Source organism: Gardnerella sp. c17Ua_118, assembly GCF_055804255.1.
In genome coordinates, this window is record NZ_JANUYT010000001.1 from 963,754 (window position 1) to 986,995 (window position 23,242).

13 protein-coding genes and 3 rRNA genes are annotated in these 23,242 nt (G+C 44.9%); 1 reads left to right on the top strand and 15 read right to left on the bottom strand.

Annotated elements, in window-relative coordinates; translation table 11 throughout:
- Positions 1-16 precede the first annotated feature (16 nt).
- From NYP69_RS03855 to NYP69_RS03910, 12 genes are all read right to left on the bottom strand, one after another.
- Positions 17-1,852, bottom strand: coding sequence for an anchored repeat ABC transporter, substrate-binding protein (locus NYP69_RS03855; RefSeq protein WP_473412948.1), 1,836 nt, complete (start codon positions 1,850-1,852; stop codon positions 17-19).
- Positions 1,853-1,877: 25 nt separating this feature from the next.
- Complete coding sequence (locus NYP69_RS03860; RefSeq protein ID WP_473412949.1) at positions 1,878-4,157, bottom strand: choice-of-anchor M domain-containing protein; 2,280 nt, start codon at positions 4,155-4,157, stop codon at positions 1,878-1,880.
- Positions 4,150-5,220, bottom strand: a complete 1,071-nt coding sequence (locus NYP69_RS03865; protein WP_464410962.1) for a choice-of-anchor M domain-containing protein — start codon at positions 5,218-5,220, stop codon at positions 4,150-4,152. Before NYP69_RS03865 ends, NYP69_RS03860 begins: the two co-directional genes overlap by 8 nt.
- Positions 5,221-5,287: 67 nt before the next feature.
- A complete protein-coding gene (locus NYP69_RS03870) occupies positions 5,288-7,621 on the bottom strand; it encodes a choice-of-anchor M domain-containing protein (RefSeq protein ID WP_473412951.1) in 2,334 nt (777 codons plus the stop codon).
- A 227-nt stretch (positions 7,622-7,848) separates the two neighbouring features.
- Positions 7,849-8,403: a cysteine hydrolase family protein gene (locus tag NYP69_RS03875; RefSeq protein ID WP_116286115.1), complete on the bottom strand. Its 555-nt coding sequence runs from the start codon at positions 8,401-8,403 to the stop codon at positions 7,849-7,851.
- Between the two features lie 194 nt (positions 8,404-8,597).
- Positions 8,598-8,714: ribosomal RNA gene (gene rrf / locus NYP69_RS03880) — 5S ribosomal RNA — on the bottom strand.
- Between the two features lie 166 nt (positions 8,715-8,880).
- Positions 8,881-11,939: ribosomal RNA gene (locus NYP69_RS03885) — 23S ribosomal RNA — on the bottom strand.
- A gap of 371 nt (positions 11,940-12,310) precedes the next feature.
- Positions 12,311-13,837 (bottom strand): 16S ribosomal RNA (locus NYP69_RS03890).
- Together the 16S, 23S and 5S rRNA genes form the textbook arrangement of a ribosomal RNA operon.
- Before the next feature lie 190 nt (positions 13,838-14,027).
- Positions 14,028-14,174: a hypothetical protein gene (locus tag NYP69_RS03895; protein ID WP_473412952.1), complete on the bottom strand. Its 147-nt coding sequence runs from the start codon at positions 14,172-14,174 to the stop codon at positions 14,028-14,030.
- Positions 14,175-14,416: 242 nt separating this feature from the next.
- Complete coding sequence (gene gnd / locus NYP69_RS03900; protein ID WP_004138455.1) at positions 14,417-15,292, bottom strand: phosphogluconate dehydrogenase (NAD(+)-dependent, decarboxylating); 876 nt, start codon at positions 15,290-15,292, stop codon at positions 14,417-14,419.
- Between the two features lie 215 nt (positions 15,293-15,507).
- Complete coding sequence (locus NYP69_RS03905) at positions 15,508-16,848, bottom strand: GntP family permease (RefSeq protein ID WP_004112718.1); 1,341 nt, start codon at positions 16,846-16,848, stop codon at positions 15,508-15,510.
- 182 nt (positions 16,849-17,030) lie between these two features.
- On the bottom strand, positions 17,031-17,558 hold the full coding sequence (locus NYP69_RS03910) for a gluconokinase (RefSeq protein WP_004132207.1): 528 nt from the start codon (positions 17,556-17,558) through the stop codon (positions 17,031-17,033).
- A gap of 161 nt (positions 17,559-17,719) precedes the next feature.
- Here NYP69_RS03910 and NYP69_RS03915 point away from each other — a divergent pair, with 161 nt between their 5' ends.
- Complete coding sequence (locus NYP69_RS03915) at positions 17,720-18,460, top strand: FadR/GntR family transcriptional regulator (protein WP_016795326.1); 741 nt, start codon at positions 17,720-17,722, stop codon at positions 18,458-18,460.
- Positions 18,461-18,517: 57 nt separating this feature from the next.
- Here NYP69_RS03915 and NYP69_RS03920 read toward each other — a convergent pair whose 3' ends face one another.
- The 3 genes from NYP69_RS03920 to NYP69_RS03930 all read right to left on the bottom strand — a co-directional run bounded on the left by NYP69_RS03920 (position 18,518) and on the right by NYP69_RS03930 (position 23,191).
- Positions 18,518-19,378: an HD domain-containing protein gene (locus NYP69_RS03920; RefSeq protein WP_415694893.1), complete on the bottom strand. Its 861-nt coding sequence runs from the start codon at positions 19,376-19,378 to the stop codon at positions 18,518-18,520.
- 133 nt (positions 19,379-19,511) lie between these two features.
- Complete coding sequence (locus tag NYP69_RS03925; protein ID WP_102705147.1) at positions 19,512-22,010, bottom strand: KUP/HAK/KT family potassium transporter; 2,499 nt, start codon at positions 22,008-22,010, stop codon at positions 19,512-19,514.
- 200 nt (positions 22,011-22,210) lie between these two features.
- A complete protein-coding gene (locus tag NYP69_RS03930) occupies positions 22,211-23,191 on the bottom strand; it encodes a TatD family hydrolase (protein ID WP_473410622.1) in 981 nt (326 codons plus the stop codon).
- Between the last annotated feature and the right edge of the window lie 51 nt (positions 23,192-23,242).

The following is a 23,242-nucleotide window of genomic DNA, read 5'->3' on the forward strand; positions in this document are numbered from 1 at the left end:
CAATCTCACTTAAATCTCACTTCAAGCACTTCGCTAAAGAATCCGCATTCGCTCGCATCATATCCGCATAAGTTCGCACTTTAGAATCGAAAGCATCTCCATAAATCGGGCAAACTTTTACGTGCGCTTGCGCTGCCAACTCTTTAAGCACAGACGAACGCGAGATCAAATTTGGCTCCAAAAACACAGCTGGAATCTCTAAATCGCGCAAAATCTGCTGCAATCTACGCCTATCTTGCACACTCGGCTCGCTCGAAGGATTAATCGTTACAAATCCTGCAATATTCACGCCGTAAGTCTTACCCAAGTACGCAAAAGCATCGTGCGTTGTAACCAAATTGCGCTTCTCTTTTGGTATTGACGCAACTTTTTTTCGCATATACGCGTCTACATCTAACAACTTGTTAATGTATCTATCCGCATTTTCGCGATATTTACGAGCATTTTTAGGGTCCACTTCGCAAAGGCGATCTGCGATTGTGCGCACGTATGCTATGCCATTTTTTACGGATTGCCACAAATGCGGGTCAATGTCTCCATGAACGTGCTTTCCTAAAACTGCTTGCGGCAGCTGATAGATCTTCTGCCTTGCAGCTCCCAAAAACCTGTATCCTTGTTCGGCTGGTATCTCTTTTAGCGCGTTAGTTGGAACTTCTACAACAACATCGCGAGGCGCATAATACACGCGTTTTGGCGCAGCTGAGCGTTTTTCTTGCAAAGTGTCTACGCGGTACACAAATCCGCGTTTTGCTAAGTCGTAAGCTAAATCTGCATGACCTTTGTTCAGTACTACGCTAGCTCCACGCTTTTTGGCTATTTTTTGCGCGTTTACGCCTACAGCAAATCGCATTTTAGTGTTTCCAAGGCTAGAAACTACCTCGTTTTGCGCGTTTAGCATGTCGGCGTGCAAGTCAAGCGTGTATTCGCCTGGCTTACTAAACGCCCAGCTTAAATGCGTGTGTGCGTCTGCTGGCAAGTCTATGTGGTCGTTGGCGCTTATTCCGTTTGCGCTGTTAAAGTATGTTTCTACGCTTCCAAAAGTGCCAGTCAAGTATGCGAATAGCGCGCCTGGTCCGCTTACTTTCGTTGCTGTTAAGCGTATTCTGTCGGAGCGCTTCATGTTGTATGAGTTAGGCTTTATTACAGTTGCGCGACCTTCTTTTGTTGCAGTAGAAGGCGCATTTGATTGCAAAGATTGACCTGACTTTTCTAGTTGGCTAGCTTGTTTTGAATTTGTTTTTGTTTTATTGAGATTGTTTAGCGAAGCTAGTCCACCAGCCGCCGCCGAGGGCGATTCTTCCGCACGCTTTTGCGTATTTGCACTTGTAGCGCCTTGCGCGCTATGCGCTTCCTCGCTTGGCTGCGCAGCCATGCGTTCTGTAGCAAGCCCTAGCCAAATCGTGTCTAAAGACACGTCTTCTATCATCGGAATAATATCTGCCGCGTGCTTAACGCTTTCTTCCGCAAGTTGCACATTTGGCACGCCTTTTCGCAAGTTCGCGTCCAAAGCTGTAATTACGCCGTGTTCTTCCAGCATCATGTAATTGCTAAAAGCAACATCCGCGTACACAACGTCTCTAATTGATCGCAAACGCGGCTCGTACGAATGCGGATCCGCGTTGTCTGGCACAATCGCACTCACATTTGCTGCGTCTCCTGCAACATTCGCAACCATATCTCGCAAAACGCCCGTTGTTGTTACAACGTTAATTTTGCCAGATTTTGCGCTATTTGCGTGAAGTACACTATTAGGCGCACCGCACGCGCCCATCGGCAGCGCTGTCAAAACAGCTAAAGCAGCCGCAACAGCACGCATCGCGCTCTTTTTACCTACTAAATCAACGAATTTCATTAATTTTACCAACGTTTTCTACGCACTATTTCAAACCCATAAGCGCGCTAAATAAGCCCCCTGCAGGTATTAGTCCGCGTTTGCGTAGAACAAACAATCCAGCTGCGCAAGTTCCAGAAATCGTTGCAATTCCAAGGCTTAAAGCAGTGTATGCAACTACTGGCTTGCGTTGGAACAAGCCTATAATTCCACTAGGTTCTTCGCTTTTAACGCCGCTTCTAAGGCTTTGGCTTAATCCTTTAATTCGCTTTGCGCTGTACTTTGATTGCAAGCCTTTTGACTTACCCAAAGTTCCACCAGAAATGCTTACAGACCTGCCAGTTTTGCCCGATTTAGCAGACTTTGCAAGACTAGATGCAGACCTAGATCCACCGCCAAAGAACGACGATCCTCCGCCAGAATAAGATCCAGCTAGCGCAGTTGAGCTGCCATTATTGCCATTACATGCATTACCTGCATTTGCATTGGTGTTATTGGCATTCCCATCATTCTGGCCATCATTTTGGCCATCATTCTGCACGTCTTTTCCGTCGCCTTCGTCGCCATCATCTACATCATCGCCATCTTCATCGCTTCCTGCACTACAGCTCATAGGCGTTTCCAATGGATCCACACCAATCGCAAAATGGAAGTCCTTTGCAAGAGTTTTGCCATTCGCGCTTACAGCAAGACGAATCGTGTAGTATCCAGCTTTTGAAAAATCCCAATTCAAGTGCATATGCGTGTTTGCAGGAATCGTGTAAGAGCGTTTTCCGTTACTAGACATGATAGTTTTCGCTTTTTCACCTAACGAGCCTTGCAGCCAAATGCGCACGCTACCTGGCCCTTTTACAGATTTAAGGCTGATTTTGCTAGATTTGTGCGGATGCAAGTTTTGGTTATTCCAGCCAAGCCACGGCACATTTTGATTCTGGGTTTGCGGAAAACGCCAAACGTTACCGTTTTTTGCTTCGTTTCCTGTGTAGAATACAACTTTACTTGGGTCACGCTTGACATGAGATCCAGTCACATCTTCTTGCACCGCAAAGCCGATTCCGTTGCTCGTCGAATATGTTGCTAAATCAACGTGGCCATGTTTAATAATCAGCTTGTTTCCTTGTAAATCCTTAAATTTGGAGCATTTTTTACTTGACTTTTGCTTTTTGTTTTTACCTTTAGATTCAACTTCAGACTCGCTGCCACCACTGCTTTCGCCATCTTCATCGCCACTCTCATTGGAGCCATGATTTGTCAATCCACCTTTTGGCTTTGCACCAGGCCATGGCGTTACGTAGACTCTGTTGTTATTGCCTTTTATAACAATTGACGTAGAGGGTTCTTCATTATTCTCATCTTCAGAATCTTCGTCATTCTCGTCATCCTCTGAATCCTCATCTGAATCATCATTTGAATCATTGCCTTCAGAGCCTTTATTTTTCTTAACACTAGGCGAAGTTCCATTCTGATTACCAGAATCTTCAGACTGCGAGTCGACTTCGCCTGTATCGTACTGAGAAGATTCTTCAGCGCTCTTAAGATCTACTTCAAAAGTGTAATCTTGCGTAGCAGTAAGTTTTTTACCGTCATTAGTTTCAGCAACTGCTTTTACAGGTAACACATACTTTCCAGGAGCTGTAAAAACCCAATCCATATGCACGTGAGCATTACCATTCACAGTGTACTCATTTGGGAAGCCAGTTCCATCAGTACCAAGATACTCTAGCCTTTTTCCGTCATCTTTTCCAGCCATGTAAACTGCGCCATTTTTAGGCATAGTTGCGTGGTCAAAGCTAAAAGTCACTTGTCTAATTCCCGAATTTTGCCCCAAAGTTTCAGTAGAAACGCCTGCATACAATTTACCTACTTCAAATTGAGAAGGAAGATGATACACATGTTCCACATTCTGTTTTACGAAAGAAAATACTGTATTTTTTCTTACGCGACTTTTCTTGCCAACAACAAAACGAATAAGCGAAGAATTGTATCGAATACTATTTGCGTCGCTACCTGGGAAGGAATCGCCTCTTGTACCAAGCACAAGATTTCCGTTGGCATCTTTATAAGTTGCAAAAACGTCAGTATGGCCTTTTTTTACACGGCAAAGCTTTGCGCCGGAAGTTGAGCTACTGGTTGGTTTAGGAGCATCGTTTTTAAGTTGAGCCGCAAGACAGGCGTTAGCATTATCCAATTCAGAGCCTGCAACAACCTCGTCCGCATACGCACTACCACAATTGCAGCAGCACATCGACGCCAAGAATCCAAAAGATATTATTGCGCTTATAATCGCACTTATTAGTCTAAAGCAAATTAATGTTTTATTACGCATTGTTTTGTCCTAAATTATTAAAAATCGAGGTGTTTTGGTGTGAGTTGGAATCATGCTGATTAATCGCCTTTTGGCGCGCACGCTTGCTCTTTACTACAGCGAATGCAATAAACGCAATAATTATGATTGTTAAAATCGCAAATACAATCATCACAATTTGCGCGATTGCTATAGCGTCGTCGGAGCTAGACTTATGATTTTTTCTCGAATTATTTGCGGATTTATTGCCATTATTGTTTTCGCTATTAGCTGCGTTTCCGTCGCCATTACCATCCGCGTCTTCGCTGCCATTAGCCTCATCTTGCGCATCAGTTTGCGAAGCTCCGCCTTGGCCTGCACTACCAGCGCTTGGCAAAGCAGCTTGCGCGTCCGTTTTATCTCCAACCGCAAAATTAAGAACACGCGTATCGCTTACTGCGCGACCATTCTTTAGCTTTCCAGAAAAAGTGAGCTTTACGTGGTAAATTCCAGGCTTAGAGAACACCCAATTTACGTGCGTGTGTGCGTTAGCTTCAATCCAGCTGTTTTGCGGATATCCTTTAGTGCTATCCCAAAGTTGCTGTGGATTATTATTTCCATTCTCTAAGTAAACGTGCAATTTTCCAGGGCCACTTACGCCATCAAGCGAAAGGTTCGCCCCGCGATCAAGCTCGTTTAGCACTCCGCCTTCTTGAGTGTTCCACCCAAGCCAAGGCACATCAGGATTTTGAGTTTGTGGAATCACATAAAGCTTCGTTCCAGGCTTTTCGCCAATAAAGCTGTAAGTCGAATCGTTTGGCATTGGAATAATCGAGTTGCTGCCAAGCTTAAATACCACATTTTCTGGATCTCGCCACACTGGCTCATCGCCAGTATCATCGCGGATTTGTATTTTCCAATTTCCACCCGCAAGCGTTGGGCCAAAATCAGCATGACCCGCTTGAATCATAACTGGTTGGTTGCTTGTTACAGCATTCGCCGACCCAACGAGTGCAGATGGCACCAAAGCTGTTGCAATCAACGTAATCGCCGAGCATATTGCAGCAATCAATGCGGTTGCTATGTAATTCTTATTTCTACTCATTTTTAATCCTTAAGTCCTAAATTTGATTTTGTATATTATGTTTTTCTAAAGTTGTGCAATCAGCTTTCTACAACAGCTTTACGCGTGGCTTTATCAAGAACGCCCCAGCACCCGTTATTGTGCATAAACTCACGCTTGCAGTTCCAACGGCTGCTGCCACCCACTTTGTTTTATAATCTTTTTCTTCTTGGGATTCTTCTCCGTCGGTTAAGTTTTCTGAATACCCATCGTTGTTTTTTTCAGACTCATATGAGGCACTCTTAATAGATTTTTTACTCTTTTTTCTAAGAAGCTTAACTTTTTTCAGCTTTTTAGCATTCTTTGAAGAAGATCTACTATGACGCAACCCACCCACGGTTCCAGAAGCTGATTTTGTAAAACCACCACCAGAATTTGCGAGTCCGCCTTTTGATTGAGTTTTACCAGCCAATGGAGTGCTGCCAGCTTTATGAAGATTATTCTGCTCAGCGCCAGAAGATTCCGAATTATTACTTTCGGAATTTTCATTTTTAGACTGATTCTCCGCACCTAGATTTTCTCCGGATTCTTCAGACGAATTTCCTACTTCTGAATCTTCTCCCGAATCTCCTTCAGACGAATCTTCTTCAGACTTATGGTTTTTATTTTTCTTATGCTTTTTGTTCTTCTTATTATTTTTATTACGTTTCTTATTTTTATTATTTTTATTTTTATTATTCTTATTGCCGTTCTTATTATCAGGAGATTCTTTCCCAGAAGACTTCAACCAGATTTGATAATCTGTAAAATCATTGAATTCTTCATTTCTATACAATTCGCCATTATCAAGCACAAGCGACGAACGAATAATGGCACCATCCATAGTTTCGTCAATCTTCAAATTTAATTTCTTACCTTCTTCTTTAGACAAGTACTTAAATTTTGTTTCGCCTGCTTTTTTAATAAGCCAAACATGCCTTTTTACTATAGAAGTAACCTGAACGTCTGGATCCTGTTTTTCGCCTTTAATAACAGATACTCGTGGACTATAAAGCACAGAACGAAGATTTAACGTATCTCCAACTTCAAGAGGCTTCATCCTACCAACCGCGGCAACCACAGGCCTTCCATCAGCACCATGATCGTCTACATCAATTCTTACTGTATCTCTGTCGTCACCAAAGCCCAACCCAAGCTCTGTTCCACCGGTTATTGTTGCATTAACAAGCATCCCATTTAATGCAGGCTCTGCCGGAATGGTGAATGTTTCCTTAAAATCTGGTTCTCTATCCCCTACTGGCGGATTGCTGCCAAAATCGTATGAAAAATTAGCGCCCATTTCGTCTTCGCGAATATACGTCCAAGATGGGGTCGTACCTTTTTTACCACGTATTGATTTGGGCAAATACACCGAAAGAGTGACTTCTCCACCAGGCTCATACGAGTGGTAATGCGGGTGCGAACCGGTATTTCTCACGCCAACAATGCAAATATTACTGTCGTCCTCTCTGCAATGTGTGCTGCCAGACAACGATTCTTCAACAAATTTAGGATCTTTTGTTGGAGGCACGCGATCAGGATCCATTTGCAGCGTTTCTGTTTCGCTTTCAACTGAGTGAACAGCGTTAGGATTTACGTTAAAAGTGTATGTTGCGTGCTCGGAAGTAACAGTTTTTCCGTTTTCTTTATTTTTTACTATTGTGTAAGCACTAATTTTATAGGTTCCAGGTTTTGTAAATACCCAATCAGCATGCTCATGGCCGACCATTGACTGGTGAATAATACCAGGCATTACAAATCGGCTTCCGGCAGTATTCTCGTCGTCTTTATCGTGCGCTTCTAAAGATTTTGCAAAAGTAGCATTATTGCTGTCGGTTTTTTGCACCCACGCAAGAACGCGCCCATCTTTAGGGCCTACAATTTTGTCGATTACAATATCAGCGCAAGCGTTTACTGGATCTTTTACTCCTACAGAAAAACGCGCATTAGACGAATCCCAGCCAGGGAATACTTCACTACTTTGATTATTTCCAGATCCGTTCAAACGCCAATAGCCTTTTGAAGCGTCAAAAGGAATATTACTAGCGTTTTTATAAGGAAGATTTTCTGTGTAGTATGACGAATTATCAACTGTCATAGTTACGTTTTTTGGATTGTAAATTACGTTTCCGTAGCTAAAGCCCATTTTAAGCTCACTGCTTGCGCTTGTTTGAAACGCATAAAAAGCATCTACGTGACCAGATTTAACCGTTATGCTCTCGTTAGGCAAATATGAATCGCCCTTAATTTCGTCACTGCCAACCCACACATGTTCAGGTTCGCCTTCATCTGCAACCGCAGGATTTGCAGCACTGAACCCCGATACCAGCACCGCAAACGCAAGTATTCCAACGCCGCACATCGCGAACGCGCGTTTTACCATATTCTTAATGACCTTAGTCATATTACTGTTTCGCTCTCTACACTTCATCTTCTCTATTTCGCCTATTCGCGCTCTTCTTTCACGAATGACTATTGAAGATATCCATACAACGTCTAACAATAATAATAATGATTCTCATTAATAGTCAAGTCGACACTCCGATAAACAAAAACGCTGGCAGCTCAAAGCAACCAGCGCAATTGTTCTTAATAGCTATTTAATAATTATTTATATTTTTAGCTAAGATCTTAGCCTTCTACAATATCCGCATTAAGGCAAGTCTTAAAATGACGAAGCGCCCACTCGTGACCTTGCGGATCAAAGCTTGCGACTGCATCTTTGTGAACTACGATTTTGAAGCCAAGATTATACGCGTCAACAGCAGTGTGAAGCACGCAAATATCCGTGCAAACTCCCACCAAGTGCAGCTCCTCAATATGACGCTCGCGAAGCTTAATCAGCAAATCCGTGCCATTAAACGAAGAGTAGCGAGTCTTGTGAATGTAATACACGTTGCTTTTATCTTTATTTGCCTCATAAAAATCACCAAGAGTTCCATAGAGCTCCTGGCCATGTGTTCCAGCAATATTGTGAGGTGGGAAAAGCTTAGTTTCTGGATGATACGGGTCGTTTAGATGATGCGTGTCGATTGCAAAAACCACGAATTCACCAGCATCAAGAAATTCTTGTGATATCTCTGTAATGCGCTTCTCGAGCTTTTGTGCAGGCTCTCCTACTGTAAGCGAGCCGTCATTTGCAACGAAATCATTCGTGTAATCAATGTTAATAAGAGCCTTTTTCATACATACTTCCGTTTAATCAGTTTAATTGTATTAAAGCTACACTTACACACTACTCTTTACGCTAACAAGATTCTTTACACTAACATGTTTCAGCGCAATCGCACTACAGATTTGTTATATTTGCATCACGCGCGCGACGACCTGGTTTTAAATAATAAAAAAGCGGGGAGTTGAAACTCCCCGCTAGAAGAATAATGCGGCAGCGTGTTAGTCTCCCACACCCTATCGAGTGCAGTACCCTCACCGTATCAGGCCTTAGCTTCCGGGTTCGGAATGGGACCGGGCGTCTCACCTGAGCCATGACCACCGCAAAACTAGATTATACACTCACTATAAGCGAGCGGCAAGCTGGCGGTTTGGGAACCGGACATGAACGCGAGCAACAAGAAGAACAATCATCAAAATCAACAACTTAACCATAAAATGACCGTTTAACACTCCATACTATCTAAGAGAATTAAACGATAAGCAATACAAGTAGTATCACAATCGCCCATTAGTACTGGTCAGCTCCACCCCTTACAGGGCTTCCACATCCAGCCTATCAACCACGTGTTCTACATGGGGGCTCACACACAAAGTGCAAGGAATGCTAATCTTGGAGCAGGCTTCCCGCTTAGATGCTTTCAGCGGTTATCCCTTCCAAACGTAGCTAACCGGCAGCGCCACTGGCGTGACGACCGGCATACCAGAGGTTCGTCCACCCAGGTCCTCTCGTACTATGGGCAGGTCTCCTCAACATTCCAACGAGCGCAGAGGATAGAGACCAAACTGTCTCACGACGTTCTGAACCCAGCTCGCGTGCCGCTTTAATCGGCGAACAGCCGAACCCTTGGGACCTGCTCCAGCCCCAGGATGCGACGAGCCGACATCGAGGTGCCAAACCATCCCGTCGATATGGACTCTTGGGAATGATCAGCCTGTTATCCCCGGGGTACCTTTTATCCGTTGAGCGATGCCACGTCCGTACGCCGGCACCGGATCACTATCTCCGACTTTCGTCCCTGCTCGACCCGTCAGTCTCACAGTCAAGCCCGCTTGTGCGATTACACTCAACACCCGATTGCCAACCGGGCTGAGCGGACCATTGAGCGCCTCCGTTACTCTTTAGGAGGCAACCGCCCCAGTTAAACTACCCGCCAGGCACTGTCCCTAACACGGATAACGTGTCGAGGTTAGACGCCAGATATGGAAAGAGCGGTATTTCACTTATTGACTCCACGCAAGCTAGCGCCCACGCTTCACAGCCTCCCGCCTATGCTACACGATCCACACCTAACGACAATACCAAGGTATAGTAAAGGTCCCGGGGTCTTTTCGTCCTTCTGCGCTTAACGAGCATCTTTACTCGTACTGCAATTTCGCCGGGCTCCTGGCCGAGACAGTGGGGAAGTCGTTACGCCATTCGTGCAGGTCGGAACTTACCCGACAAGGAATTTCGCTACCTTAGGATGGTTATAGTTACCACCGCCGTTTACCGGGGCTTAAATTCACCGCTTCGCCAAAGCTAACGGATCCTCTTAACCTTCCGGCACCGGGCAGGCGTCAGAGCGTATACAGCGGCTTACGCCTTCGCACGCTCCTGTGTTTTTGGTAAACAGTCGCTACCCCCTAGCTTGTGCCACCCCCAACAGCTCCGCTTGTAAAAAACATCACCATCAAGGGTCTCCCTTATGCCGAAGGCACGGGAGTAATTTGCCGAGTTCCTTGGCCAGGATTCGCCCGATCGCTTCGGTATACTCTACCAGACCACCAGTGTCGGTTTAGGGTACGAGCGGAATCACACCTCACGTTGAAGCTTTTCTCGGCAAGCAGGATCACCGGAATCAGCCATACGGCCTACCCATCACGCCTCAGCTTAAACATCCCCCGGATTTACCTAGAGGACAGCCCACACGCTTAGCCACGGAAAACCACCTCCGCAGCCGGCTACCTACCTGCGTCACTCCCACGCTAACCTACTACCGATACGCTCCCAACACTAAACCAGAAGAAAACCCCGAAAGGCAATCAACCAGAATAACGAAGGTTAGTACTCTCAGATTCAGTTCGAACGGTGTAACACCGGTACGGGAATATCAACCCGTTCATCCATTCGACTACGCCTGTCGGCCTCGCCTTAGGACTCGACTCACCCGGGGACGACGAACGTGGCCCCGGAACCCTTAGTCATTCAGCGGACAGGATTCACACCTGTCTCTCGCTACTCATGTCTGCATTCTCACTCCCGTATAGTCCACGACAAGTTCACACTGCCGCTTCACCCCATACAGGACGCTCTCCTACCCCGCGTGAAAAAATCACGCAGCCGCGTCTTCGGTGGCGTGCTTAAGCCCCGCTACATTGTCGGCGCGGAACCACTAGACCAGTGAGCTGTTACGCACTCTTTCAAGGATGGCTGCTTCTGAGCCAACCTCCTGGCTGTCTATGCGACTCCACATCCTTTCCCACTTAGCACGCGCTTCGGGACCTTAGACGACGATCAGGGCTGTTTCCCTTTTGACGACGGAGCTTATCCCCCGCCGACTCACTGCCATGATAAACCTAACAGGTATTCGGAGTTTGGCTGCTATTAGTACCCGGTATGGGCCCGCAAGCATCCAGTAGCTCTACCCCCTGTAAGCAATAACATGACGCTGCACCTAAATGCATTTCGGAGAGAACCAGCTATCACGGAATTTGATTGGCCTTTCACCCCTAACCCCAAGTCATCCCCCCAGTTTTCAACCTAGGTGGGTTCGGTCCTCCACACGGTCTTACCCGCGCTTCAACCTGCTCAGGGCTAGATCATCCCGCTTCGGGTCCAGGACATGCGACTAAAACGCCTTTTAAAACTCGCTTTCGCTACGGCTCCCCCACCCGGGTTAGCCTCGCCACATACCACTGACTCGCAGACTCATTTTTCGATAGGCACGCCGTCACCCCACAAGAAGGCTCCGACGGATTGTAAGCGCACGGTTTCAGGAACTATTTCACTCCCCTCCCGGGGTGCTTTTCACCTTTCCCTCACGGTACTAGTACACTATCGGTCAGACAGGAATACTTAGGCTTACCCAACGGTCTGGGCAGATTCACGCGGGATTCCACGAGGCCCGCGCTACTTGGGAATAAACATAAAGAGACATCGCACGACCTGCTACGGGGCCATCACCCTCTACGGCTGGGAATTCAATCCCATTCACATAACACGATGTTTTATCACTCTCCTCAACCCCGTCAGAGGCTGAACAGTCAATCCCACGACCCCGAATACGCAACACCTGACGGTTATCACACGTACTCGGTTTAGCCTGATCCGCTTTCGCTCGCCACTACTCACGGAGTATCCTTTCCTGCAGGTACTGAGATGTTTCACTTCCCTGCGTACCCCCCACAAAAACTGTGGTGACCACCCATAACAGTGGCCGGGTCTCCCCATTCGGAAATCCTCGGATCAAAGCCCACTCGGCAGCTCCCCGAGGCATATCGCAGCCCGTCACGTCCTTCATCGGTCCTGTCTACCAAGGCATCCACCATACGCCCTTACCAGTGATACACCAGTAAAAAGCCTATCGCTTAACTCTCTAGACAATAAATCATCACACTAAACGATCACAAAACGATCAAGCGACTCCACCAAAATGGAGCCGGTTGAAATTGATAAAAGTAAAAACAAGCAAAACCAAAAATAGTCTCACTATTCTTACTCGCGTCCACTATCCAGTTCTCAAACCACCAAACACCAAGAACACAAGCCAAAAACCAAAAAGCCTCAACCTGTAATCCAAGGGCTAGGACCGCAACCCCAAACAAAAGGGGGGTGGCAATCCGGGAACCCAAAAGCATGCCCAACACACTCACAAAACGTTAACTATTGTTTTCCACACCAGTAACCACACTCAACTGAGCGTGCACAAAAACTCCGTAGAAAGGAGGTGATCCAGCCGCACCTTCCGGTACGGCTACCTTGTTACGACTTAGTCCCAATCACGAGCCTCACCTTAGACGGCTCCATCCCAAAAGGGTTAGGCCACCGGCTTCGGGTGCTGCCCACTTTCATGACTTGACGGGCGGTGTGTACAAGGCCCGGGAACGCATTCACCGCGACGTTGCTGATTCGCGATTACTAGCGACTCCGCCTTCACGTAGTCGAGTTGCAGACTACGATCCGAACTGAGACCGGTTTTAAGGGATCCGCTCCATGTCACCATGTCGCATCCCGTTGTACCGGCCATTGTAGCATGCGTGAAGCCCTGGACGTAAGGGGCATGATGATCTGACGTCATCCCCACCTTCCTCCGAGTTAACCCCGGCGGTCCCCCGTGAGTTCCCGGCATAACCCGCTGGCAACACAGGGCGAGGGTTGCGCTCGTTGCGGGACTTAACCCAACATCTCACGACACGAGCTGACGACGACCATGCACCACCTGTGAACCTGCCCCGAAGGGAAACCACATCTCTGCAGTCGACAGGCACATGTCAAGCCCAGGTAAGGTTCTTCGCGTTGCATCGAATTAATCCGCATGCTCCGCCGCTTGTGCGGGCCCCCGTCAATTTCTTTGAGTTTTAGCCTTGCGGCCGTACTCCCCAGGCGGGACGCTTAACGCGTTAGCTCCGACACAGAACCCGTGGAATGGGCCCCACATCCAGCGTCCACCGTTTACGGCGTGGACTACCAGGGTATCTAATCCTGTTCGCTCCCCACGCTTTCGCTTCTCAGCGTCAGTAACAGCCCAGAGACCTGCCTTCGCCATTGGTGTTCTTCCCGATATCTACACATTCCACCGTTACACCGGGAATTCCAGTCTCCCCTACTGCACTCTAGCCCGCCCGTACCCGGCGCAAACCCACCGTTAAGCGATGGGCTTTCACACCAGACGCGACGAACCGCCTACAAGCTCTTTACGCCCAATAATTCCGGATAACGCTTGCGCCCTACGTATTACCGCGGCTGCTGGCACGTAGTTAGCCGGCGCTTATTCGAAAGGTACACTCACCCGAAAGCTTGCTCCCAATCAAAAGCGGTTTACAACCCGAAGGCCTTCATCCCGCACGCGGCGTCGCTGCGTCAGGGTTTCCCCCATTGCGCAATATTCCCCACTGCTGCCTCCCGTAGGAGTCTGGGCCGTATCTCAGTCCCAATGTGGCCGTCCGCCCTCTCAGGCCGGCTACCCGTCGAAGCCTAGGTGGGCCATTACCCCGCCTACAAGCTGATAGGACGCGACCCCATCCCATGCCACTAAACACTTTCCCAACAAGACATGCGTCAAGTTGGAGCATCCAGCATTACCACCCGTTTCCAAGAGCTATTCTGGAGCATGGGGCAGGTTGGTCACGCATTACTCACCCGTTCGCCACTCTCACCAACCAGCAAGCTGGTCAGATCCCGTTCGACTTGCATGTGTTAAGCACGCCGCCAGCGTTCATCCTGAGCCAGAATCGAACCCTCCACGAAAAACTTCAATGAAGAGCCAACAAAAGGCTCCAATATAAAAGAAAAAGACGAGACATTCTTTAAGGAAAGAACATCCCAACAAAAAACCTCACCATCATTTAACCATCTCTCAGGCACCCCACAATCTGTGAGGCTGACAATGAACTGGCAATAATTAACTAATAAGTAGTACAGACACGCTCTTGAGTTCTCAAACCACCACCACACCAGCCAGCTCATCAACCTCAACCGAGGAGAACCAGCCGCGCTGAGCAGCAAGAGATAAACTTACACCAAAGCAAGCCCAAAAGCAAATCACACACAAGCCAACAAGCCAAAACCATTGAAACAAAGCCAAAACATCGGCGTGTTGAAAACACGATCAAAACACGATAAAAAGTCGCAAGTAACCACACACCAACAAAAACACAACAAAAATAATCCAAAAAAACAAGAAAAACACCCCAAAAACCAAAACCCGGGAGTGTCGCAAACAAAAATAGATGGGCAATTAACACATAACTGCCCATCTATACAATCTTTATCTATTTTTTACCTATTTTACCTATTTTTACCTTAGATATTTTCTACTTACTTTGACTATTTTTTAGTCACATGGCCACCAAACTGCGCACGCAACGATGAAACTACTCGCAAAGTGTCATCTCCACCTCCGCGAGATACTTGGCGAGCCCACAATGAGCATGCGGTAACTGGGGTTGGAACACCAAGTTCAAGTGCAGCTTCAACCATCCACTTTGCTTCACCAGACTCATTAGCAACAGGAGGCATAGATTCTAATGTTGGATCGTCTTTTGCAGCGCGCGCGAATAAGTCAAGAAGCCAAGACTGAACAACAGAACCTTGGCGCCATGAAGACATAACCTTAGCTGGATCATCTATTAATTCTGAACGCATCATTGTTGCAAAGCCTTCACCAAAAGCCTGCATCATGCCATATTCAATTCCATTGTGAACCATCTTGGCAAAATGACCACCGCCAACAGCACCAGCGTGAACGAGTCCGTCAGGGCCTTCAGGCTTCAAAGTCTCGAAAATTGGTAGCATTCTCTGATAATCTTCATCGGAGCCGCCAGCCATCAATGCGTATCCACGAGTCGAGCCCCAAACTCCTCCTGAAACTCCAACATCCATAAAATGGATTCCTTTTGCTTTTAATTCAGCAGAATGACGCTGATCATCAACATACCTAGTATTGCCTCCATCAATTACTAGGTCATTATCTTCGAGAAGATTGCTTAATTTTTCGATAGTTGTGTCTGTAGGAGAACCAGCTGGAACCATAACCCATACAATACGCGGACTAGAAAGTCTTTGTACCAATTTTTCTAAAGAGTCAACATCTCGATTTGATTCGGCACTAACATCGTATCCAACAACTTCATGACCTCCTTCGCGCAAGCGCTTAACCATGTTTCCACCCATGCGTCCTAAACCGATAACACCTAATTGCATAATAAATTCCTTCTTTCAAATTTTTTGATAACTTTTAATAACTTTTGCAAAACTGTCTTATAAAATTTTTATAAAATAATTCTGACGTCTGTATCTTTTGTATCTAATGGTTCTTATAAAGAATTTTCAAAGATATCTGCTACAAATATCTGCAAAAAATATTTGTACAAACCATCTGTTCCTACACAAAACTTATTCAGATAATCTTTTTAATTTCATATGAACACAGGAACAACAGCAGAAACTAGCATAATAATTGCAAGCCCAACAACAGACAATACCGTTTCCATTAATGACCATGTTTTAAATGTTTGTCCTACGCTCATACCGAAATATTCTTTAACCAACCAGAATCCAGCATCATTTACATGAGATAAGAAGATTGATCCAGCACCAATAGCTAGTACGAGTAACGCTAATTGTACTTGATTTAGATTTGCAGCCAAAGGTGCAACAATTCCAGATGCCGTTACGGTTGCAACGGTTGCAGATCCAGTTGCCAATCTAATTAGTACAGCGACAATCCATCCAGCAAGAAGAGGATTAAGATTTGCCTGAACAATGCCCGTAGCAATAACTTTACCAATTCCAGAATCTACAAGAGTTTGCTTGAATCCACCTCCAGCAGCAACGATCAACAAGATACTTGCAATTGAGGAGAACGAAAGGCCTACCAGAGAATTTAATGTATCCCTACTCCACTTTGCGCGAATAGCAAATAATATCATCGCAAAAATAGTAGTGATTGTAAGAGCTTCAAGTGGTGTTCCAATCCATGCGATTACACTACCAAATGTAGATTTTGATTGCCCCGTAATATCAACAACACTGGCTGCAAGCATAAGAATTACTGGAAGTAAAATTACGCTAGACGCTTCCGCGAATGTAGGACGATTTTGTGGCTTATCTTCCTTCTTATTGTCTTCTTCTTGCTTAGCTTGAATAGGAACCATTTTTACCATCCAATGAACCATTAGAGGTCCTGCGATTGCTACAGTTGGTATGGCGATAATCAAACCAAAAGCCAAAGTCAATCCAAGGTTTGCATGCAAAGCATCAATAGCAACAAGTGGTCCAGGATGTGGCGGTACAAAAGCATGCAAAGCCGATAAGCCTGCGAGCGCTGGTATGCCGAGAGCAATTACTGGCATTTTTGTACGACGAGCAACAAGAAGAATAATTGGTATAAGTATCACTACACCAACTTCAAAGAACAGTGGAATTCCAACAATAAATGCGCTCAGAGCCATGGCCCATGGAAGCTTATGTTCTGGAGCTTTCTTAAGTATGGTGTCACAAATCACGTCTGCTCCACCAGAACGCGTAAGAAGAATTCCAATAATTCCGCCTAAAGCAATGAGTAATCCAACTCCTGATGCTGTGGAACCAACTCCATTAGTAAAGCTTGTAAGACTTTTATCATATGGAACTCCTGCAATGATTGCAGTTGCAATCGAACCAATCATTAACGATAGGAAAGGATGTACTTTTACCACTGCAATAAGTACGACAATAAGCGCTATACCTAATATTGCCGCAAGAATTAACCCACTCATAAATCCTCCATGATTTTGTGAATTGTTTTAATTATTGTGATGCTTTATTTATAATTCCTTGTGATCTTTTGTTTACGATCAATACGCTAACAACTTTGTTATTTGCGTTAGTAATTTTTGAATGTATATTTTTTGTGCTGCTTTACAATTGTTATGCTTTACAATTGCGACTATTTTTACATTTACAATTGTTTTTGCAGCTGCGATTGTTCATATGTTTTCACTGCTTTGATAGCTCTATGAACCATATCTTCAACAGAACCTTCAATCGATATAACGGTTCCGTTTTCTTCTTTACCTAGAGGCTCCAAAATTGCGAACTGACTTGGCAATAAAGATGGTGGCATAAAGTGTCCTTTACGATCTTTTAGCCTCTGCGCTATTAACTCATGGCTTCCGTTTAAATGCAAGAAGTACACGTTTAGATTTTTAGAAAGAACTTCGCGATATGACCGTTTTAATGCAGAGCTTGAAACAACTGTGTTTTCTCCAAGACTTTCACGCGCAACCATCCATTTGTTAATAAGATCCAACCAAGGCCAACGATCTTCATCTGTTAGCGCAATTCCTGCGGACATTTTATCTATATTAGCTTTTGGATGAAAATCATCACCTTCTGCCAGAGTGTAACCAAGTTGATCACGAATTGCCTCAGAAACAGTAGACTTGCCGCAACCAGCAACGCCCATCACTACAATGTGAATCGCCATAATAGCTCCTTTGTTATTGACAACACTATAAGAATACCACACAAAGACTCTTTGTCAAAGAATTAAGAGTCTTTAATGTGTTATTTTTTGAGCATAACTATATTTTCATTTTCTATTTGCTAGGATGAAACCATAAATATACATAAAACTGCGAGGCAAATATGGTGTCTAATACCACACAAAGTCAAATTTCTAGTGACTTAGTGACCGAAAACGCTCCTTTACATCTATCTATAGCAGATTCTCTCGCAGATGAAATAGTAAATAACAAATGGGAGCCAAAAACTAATCGAAAACTAGAAGATATTCAAAAACAATATGGAATATCTAGAACAGTAGCTCGAGAAGCAACAAGACTATTAGCATCTTTGGGTTGCGTACAATTTCAACGCGGAACAGGCGTAATAGCTTGCAATCCAGAAAATTGGGACGATTTAAATACACGAGTAATCACATGGAAACTACATTCACCATACAGAGAAAATGAACTACGAGCATTAACAGAACTTCGTCTTGTTGTAGAACCTGCCGCAGCAGCTGGATGTGCATTACGCGGAGATGTAGAAATACGCTATAAATTGGGCGTAATTGGTCACGATATGGTAAAAGCGGTAGAAGAAAATAGACTGGCAGATTTTCATGAATTAGATATCCAGTTCCATACTCTTTTGCTTGCAAATAGCGGTAACCCGATTTTTGCAAAACTTAGTTCAATAGTCGAAAGCGTATTACGCGGCAGGGTTGAGCTAAATCTTTATCCGCAAAAACCAAATAAAAAAGCGATATTAAACCATAAAAAGGTAACGCAGGCAATTATGGAAGGTGACGCAGCTGCAGCAAGCGCTGCTATGCACGATATTGTAGCCGAAGTAAACACTGCACTTGGATTAGCGGCTTTATAGCCATAAAAGCAAAGCTTAATCAACCTTGCTTAATCAACCTTGCTTAATCAACCTTGCTTAATCAACCTTAAGCCCAAAGAAATCTGCAAGCTTGCAAACACTCGGCCTGCCGTATTTATTAACCAAGCACATCCATCGCTTTGCGTTCTCTTCACCAAAGCGCGCAGCCTTACGCCTATACGTATCTACAGTTAAAAATCGCGGCGGAATCGACTTACTGTTGTATTTATCAGCAACCATCACAATTTCTTGCTCAACTGTACGCGGAACATAATCGCCAGCAGGAAGCGGCAAATTTTGCGCAACAACTTGCTCGCGAGTTAGTCCAACGCCCGTATGATTACGCGCAAATTGCGCAGTATCTTCGCTAAAGCCGTTATCAATCAAATAGTTGTAGCCGCGCAAACCGTGCAAAATATAATTCGGCCCGTCAAACTCCAACTTGCCATTCGCTGCTTTTGAACCGTCTTTAGCTAAAACAAAATACGTTCCAATATCGTGCAACAATCCGCCAGCAAACGCCGCATACTCGTCTACATAATCTTTCGGCGCGATTCCGCCACTAACTTTAGGAAGCTCAAGCAGATTTGCGTCAATCAACTTTTTAAGACACGACTTTGCTAAATCACACCTGTTTTTTAAATCTTCATTGATTTTAGACATTTGACTAAGCATAATTTGCTCAACATCTGCTTGCGACTTATCCGCAAAATCAGCAAAATCCGCAAAATTCTCAAAATCATTATTCAAATTAAGCTGCTTAAAAGCCAACATCTGATTTTGGTGTCTTGCGATCATCCAAGAAATCGTAGCAATAACAACACAATGGCAATGAATAAGATTATAAGCGTCTTCGCTAGGCGAGGCAGCGCGATGCAACTTTTCAATCGTATTAAAATCAGGAATATTTGCAAGCATAACAATCGCACTCCTTAAATCCCATCAATCACAAAACGGCCGTTATTGCAAGCAAGCACACAAGCAAACATAAGCACATGCGCAAGCCAACGCAAACGGCCGATTAGCAATAAAGCAATAATATGGATTTTAGCTATTTTTTAACTGCTTTAATCTGACCAGTATCTATTCTAGCGATTTTGCCAGTATTAGATATTTTAGTCTCCTTATTTTCGGACTTGCTTCCAGACTTATTTTCAGACTTTACTTCTGCAGAAACATTCGCTGCAGCAATATCTCTAGCGTTCATAATCGCAGTTTGCTCGGCATCAACCGAAGCTTGTGCAGCAACATCGTTGCCTTGCAAAGACTGAACAGCTCTAGAAGAAGCAACCTCTTCTCGCTTTAATCGAGGAGGTCTACGAGTGGAAACAAACAACGGCTGAACTTCTACAACAGGATTATACGGAGCTAAGCCAAACCACTTAACTGGCGTTCCAGCAATATGGCGAATCGCATACTTCATTTTTAGCGACAATGCGCCACGCAAAGAAATATTCGACTCCGGCATTAACGCCTTGTGCAAAAGAACGTAACGAATTGGGCCAATATCTGGATCCGCATCTACCTTAGGATACACAGACTGCTGCTGCGGAAGCTCGCCCGTGTGCGACAAATCGTGCATAATTTGATGCAAATATGCAGGAATCGAAGGAGAAACCTTAAATCCAAGCTTGATTTTAACGCGGAACAAATAATCCGTTCCAAAATTCTCCACGCAATATTCGCGAGTAAACGGAGCATCATCCGTTTCTACAGAAACAGCCCACCACGCGCGAGCGCGCTTAGGATGATCCGCAAAAATCGAGAAGAAAATGCCAGTATCTAGGCGCTTCATCTCCTTATCGGAAGTCAAATAAACAATGTTATCTGCAAAATAAGGGATTCTAAAATCACTGTGCAACTTATCTAGAACAGGCAAAAAGTCCTTAGGCTTCATGTGCAATCGCTGCGAGCGCTCAATCTTAGTGCCATCTTTCCAAGTGAGCATAATAATCAAAATCGAAGCGCCAAGAAGCATGGTAAACCAGCCGCCGTGCATAAACTTTGCCATAGATGCTATAAAGAACAAAATCTCAATAATCAGGAAGACTACAGCAAATACTAAAGCGCCAAGCTTCTTATTTTGATACCACATGTGAACCGTAAGAAGTATTGTTGTTGCAATCATGGTAAGCGTAAGCGCAAGACCGTACGCTCCAGATATATGCTCAGAATCCTTAAACACAGCCAAAACTGTAAGAGTTGCAAGACAGAGCACAAAATTAACAACAGGAATATAAAGCTGGCCGCGAGTTCGCGCAGGGTATCGCACTTGAAGATGAGGCATCCAGTTAAGGCTGGTAGCTTCCGAAACCATAGTAAAAGCACCAGTAATCAAAGCCTGGGATGCAATAATGCCCGCTGTTACAGAAAGCACAACAGCAACGTAGCGCAAGTTTGGGCCAAGCATCTGGAAGAACGGGTTTAAGCCTTCTATAGACCACAATGCTTTATTGTTTTGATGCTGAAGCATCCAACTGCCTTGACCGAAGTAGTTTAGAATAAGCGCAACTTTAATAAACGGCCACGTAACATAAACGTTTCCGCGACCAACGTGACCCATATCGGAGTACAAAGCTTCCGCACCAGTTGTAGAAAGGAAGATAATGCCCATTAAGGCCATTCCTTGCATATTGTGCGAGCTAAACAAGAACTTTAGGCCGTAAATTGGGTTCAAAGCTTCAAAAATCGCCAGATTCTCGCCAATATTCATGATTCCAACAAGCGCTAGGAATCCGAACCAAATCATAACGACTATGCCGAAAACTTTTCCAATTCTTTCGGTTCCGCGCTGTTGAACAGAAAACAGAATCACAATAATAATTACCGTGATCATTAAAGAAAGATTGTCGTTTTCTAAGAAGATAGGCCTAAACGCAGATATTGTGCGCAAGCCTTCCACTGCGGAAGATATTGAAACTGCTGGAGTTAGAACAGAATCCGCAAGGAACGCTGCGCCACCAATCATTGCTGGAATCGCAAGCCATGCGCCTTTTCGCCTAATAAGCGAGTAGAGAGCAAAAATTCCGCCTTCGCCCTTGTTGTCTGTTCGCATTGCAACAAATACGTATTTTACTGTTGTGATTAGCGTAATTGACCAAAACACAAGGGAAAGCATGCCATAAACCGCTTCGCGACTAATGTTTTGTAATCCGCCTTGACCTGCCAAGAATGTTTGAGCAGTGTACAAAGGAGACGTTCCAATATCTCCATAAACAACGCCCAATGCCACAATTGACATACCCAAAGTAAATTTATCGGAGCTGGTTTGTATCTTTGCCCACCATCTTCCAAGCGGGCCTCTAACCGCACTATCCGCAAGCTTTTCGGCCTCTTTAACCTCTTTAGCCTGCTGATACGCCAACGCCTCTCGTTCTTCGCGAGTGGTGGTTTTCTGAGAAACTTTTGGCGCTTTTGTAAAAGAAGCGGCCTTTAGAATCGCCTCTTTAGGGTTCGTTACTCCCTTAGCAGCCTTCTCAGACTCCTTCGCCCCGTTGCGAAGATCCTTAGCGTTATCGTTAGATAGCGCTGAAACGCGTGACTTAGTCATGCTTGATTTTTCCTCCAAAAAGTAAGACCTCTTCTTTGCAATAATCTGCCATAATAAGAAGTCGCATACGGTCTTACTGCTTACAGTTTTATTTATTTGTACCTAAATATTGTATACAACAACAGATATATAAAGCAAAATAAGCGTAGAATCCTTGGAAAATAAGGCTTAATCAAAGAAAGAATATAAGACTAAATCGTCTAAAAACCGTAGATTTCTTTCGTTGTTTTTAAGGTTGATTCTGCTACTTCCTTCAAAGAACAGTCAAGCACATTTGCTAACGACTCAAGAGTGTAAGGCACCATATAAGGCGCGTTAGGCCGCCCGCGGTAAGGCATTGGAGTAAGGTACGGAGCATCCGTTTCAACAGTTATGTGGTCTTTTCCAATGATTCGCGCAGATTCTTGCAAATCCTCGTTACCCTTATAGCTAATCGTTCCAGAAAAGCTGGCGTACCATCCGTTTTCTTTTAGCACTTGAGCTAAGTCTTTTCCGCCAGAATAGCTGTGGAAAACTGTGCGCTCTGGCGCTCCGTCTTTTAGCAAAATTTCTACAACATCGCTATGCGCATCTCTATCGTGAATTTGAAGCGGCAAATTAAGCTCTTTTGCAAGCGCTATATGCGCGCGGAACGAGTCACGTTGGTAAATTCTTGCGCGTTCGCCTGTGCGGAAATAGTCTAATCCTGTCTCTCCAATCGCCACTACTTCTTTTGGATGCTCCATTACTAGCGAGCGCAAGCGTTGCATTGCTTCGTCAAATGGAATATCGTGATACGGCTTATAAACTACTGGCAAGCCGTCTGGCCCTTCTGCTCCTCTATGGCCATGTAAAGGCGCTTCGTTTGGGTGAATCGCTATTGCAGCACGTACGCAATCCGCGTGATCTGCCGCAAAGTCTATTGTTGATTGCCAATCTGGGTATTCGCATCCAACTTCAATCATTTTGAAAACGCCTGATGCTTTTGCACTATTTACTAAATCGCTTGCGCTAGGCTCAGCTATTAAATCTCGACCTTTTTGCTCTAATTCTTGATTAAGATTTTTTGCAAAATCCACTACGCTTAGCATATGCGTGTGGTCGTCTGCAATTGTTATGCCTTCTTTAATTAGATTCTGCCATATTTCAGACTGCTCTGTTAAAGAAGGCGCCCAATTGTGCTCGCGATGATGCTTACTCATGATTTACAAGTGTAGTCGCATATTTAACGCGACTTACAATGTGACTTTTTG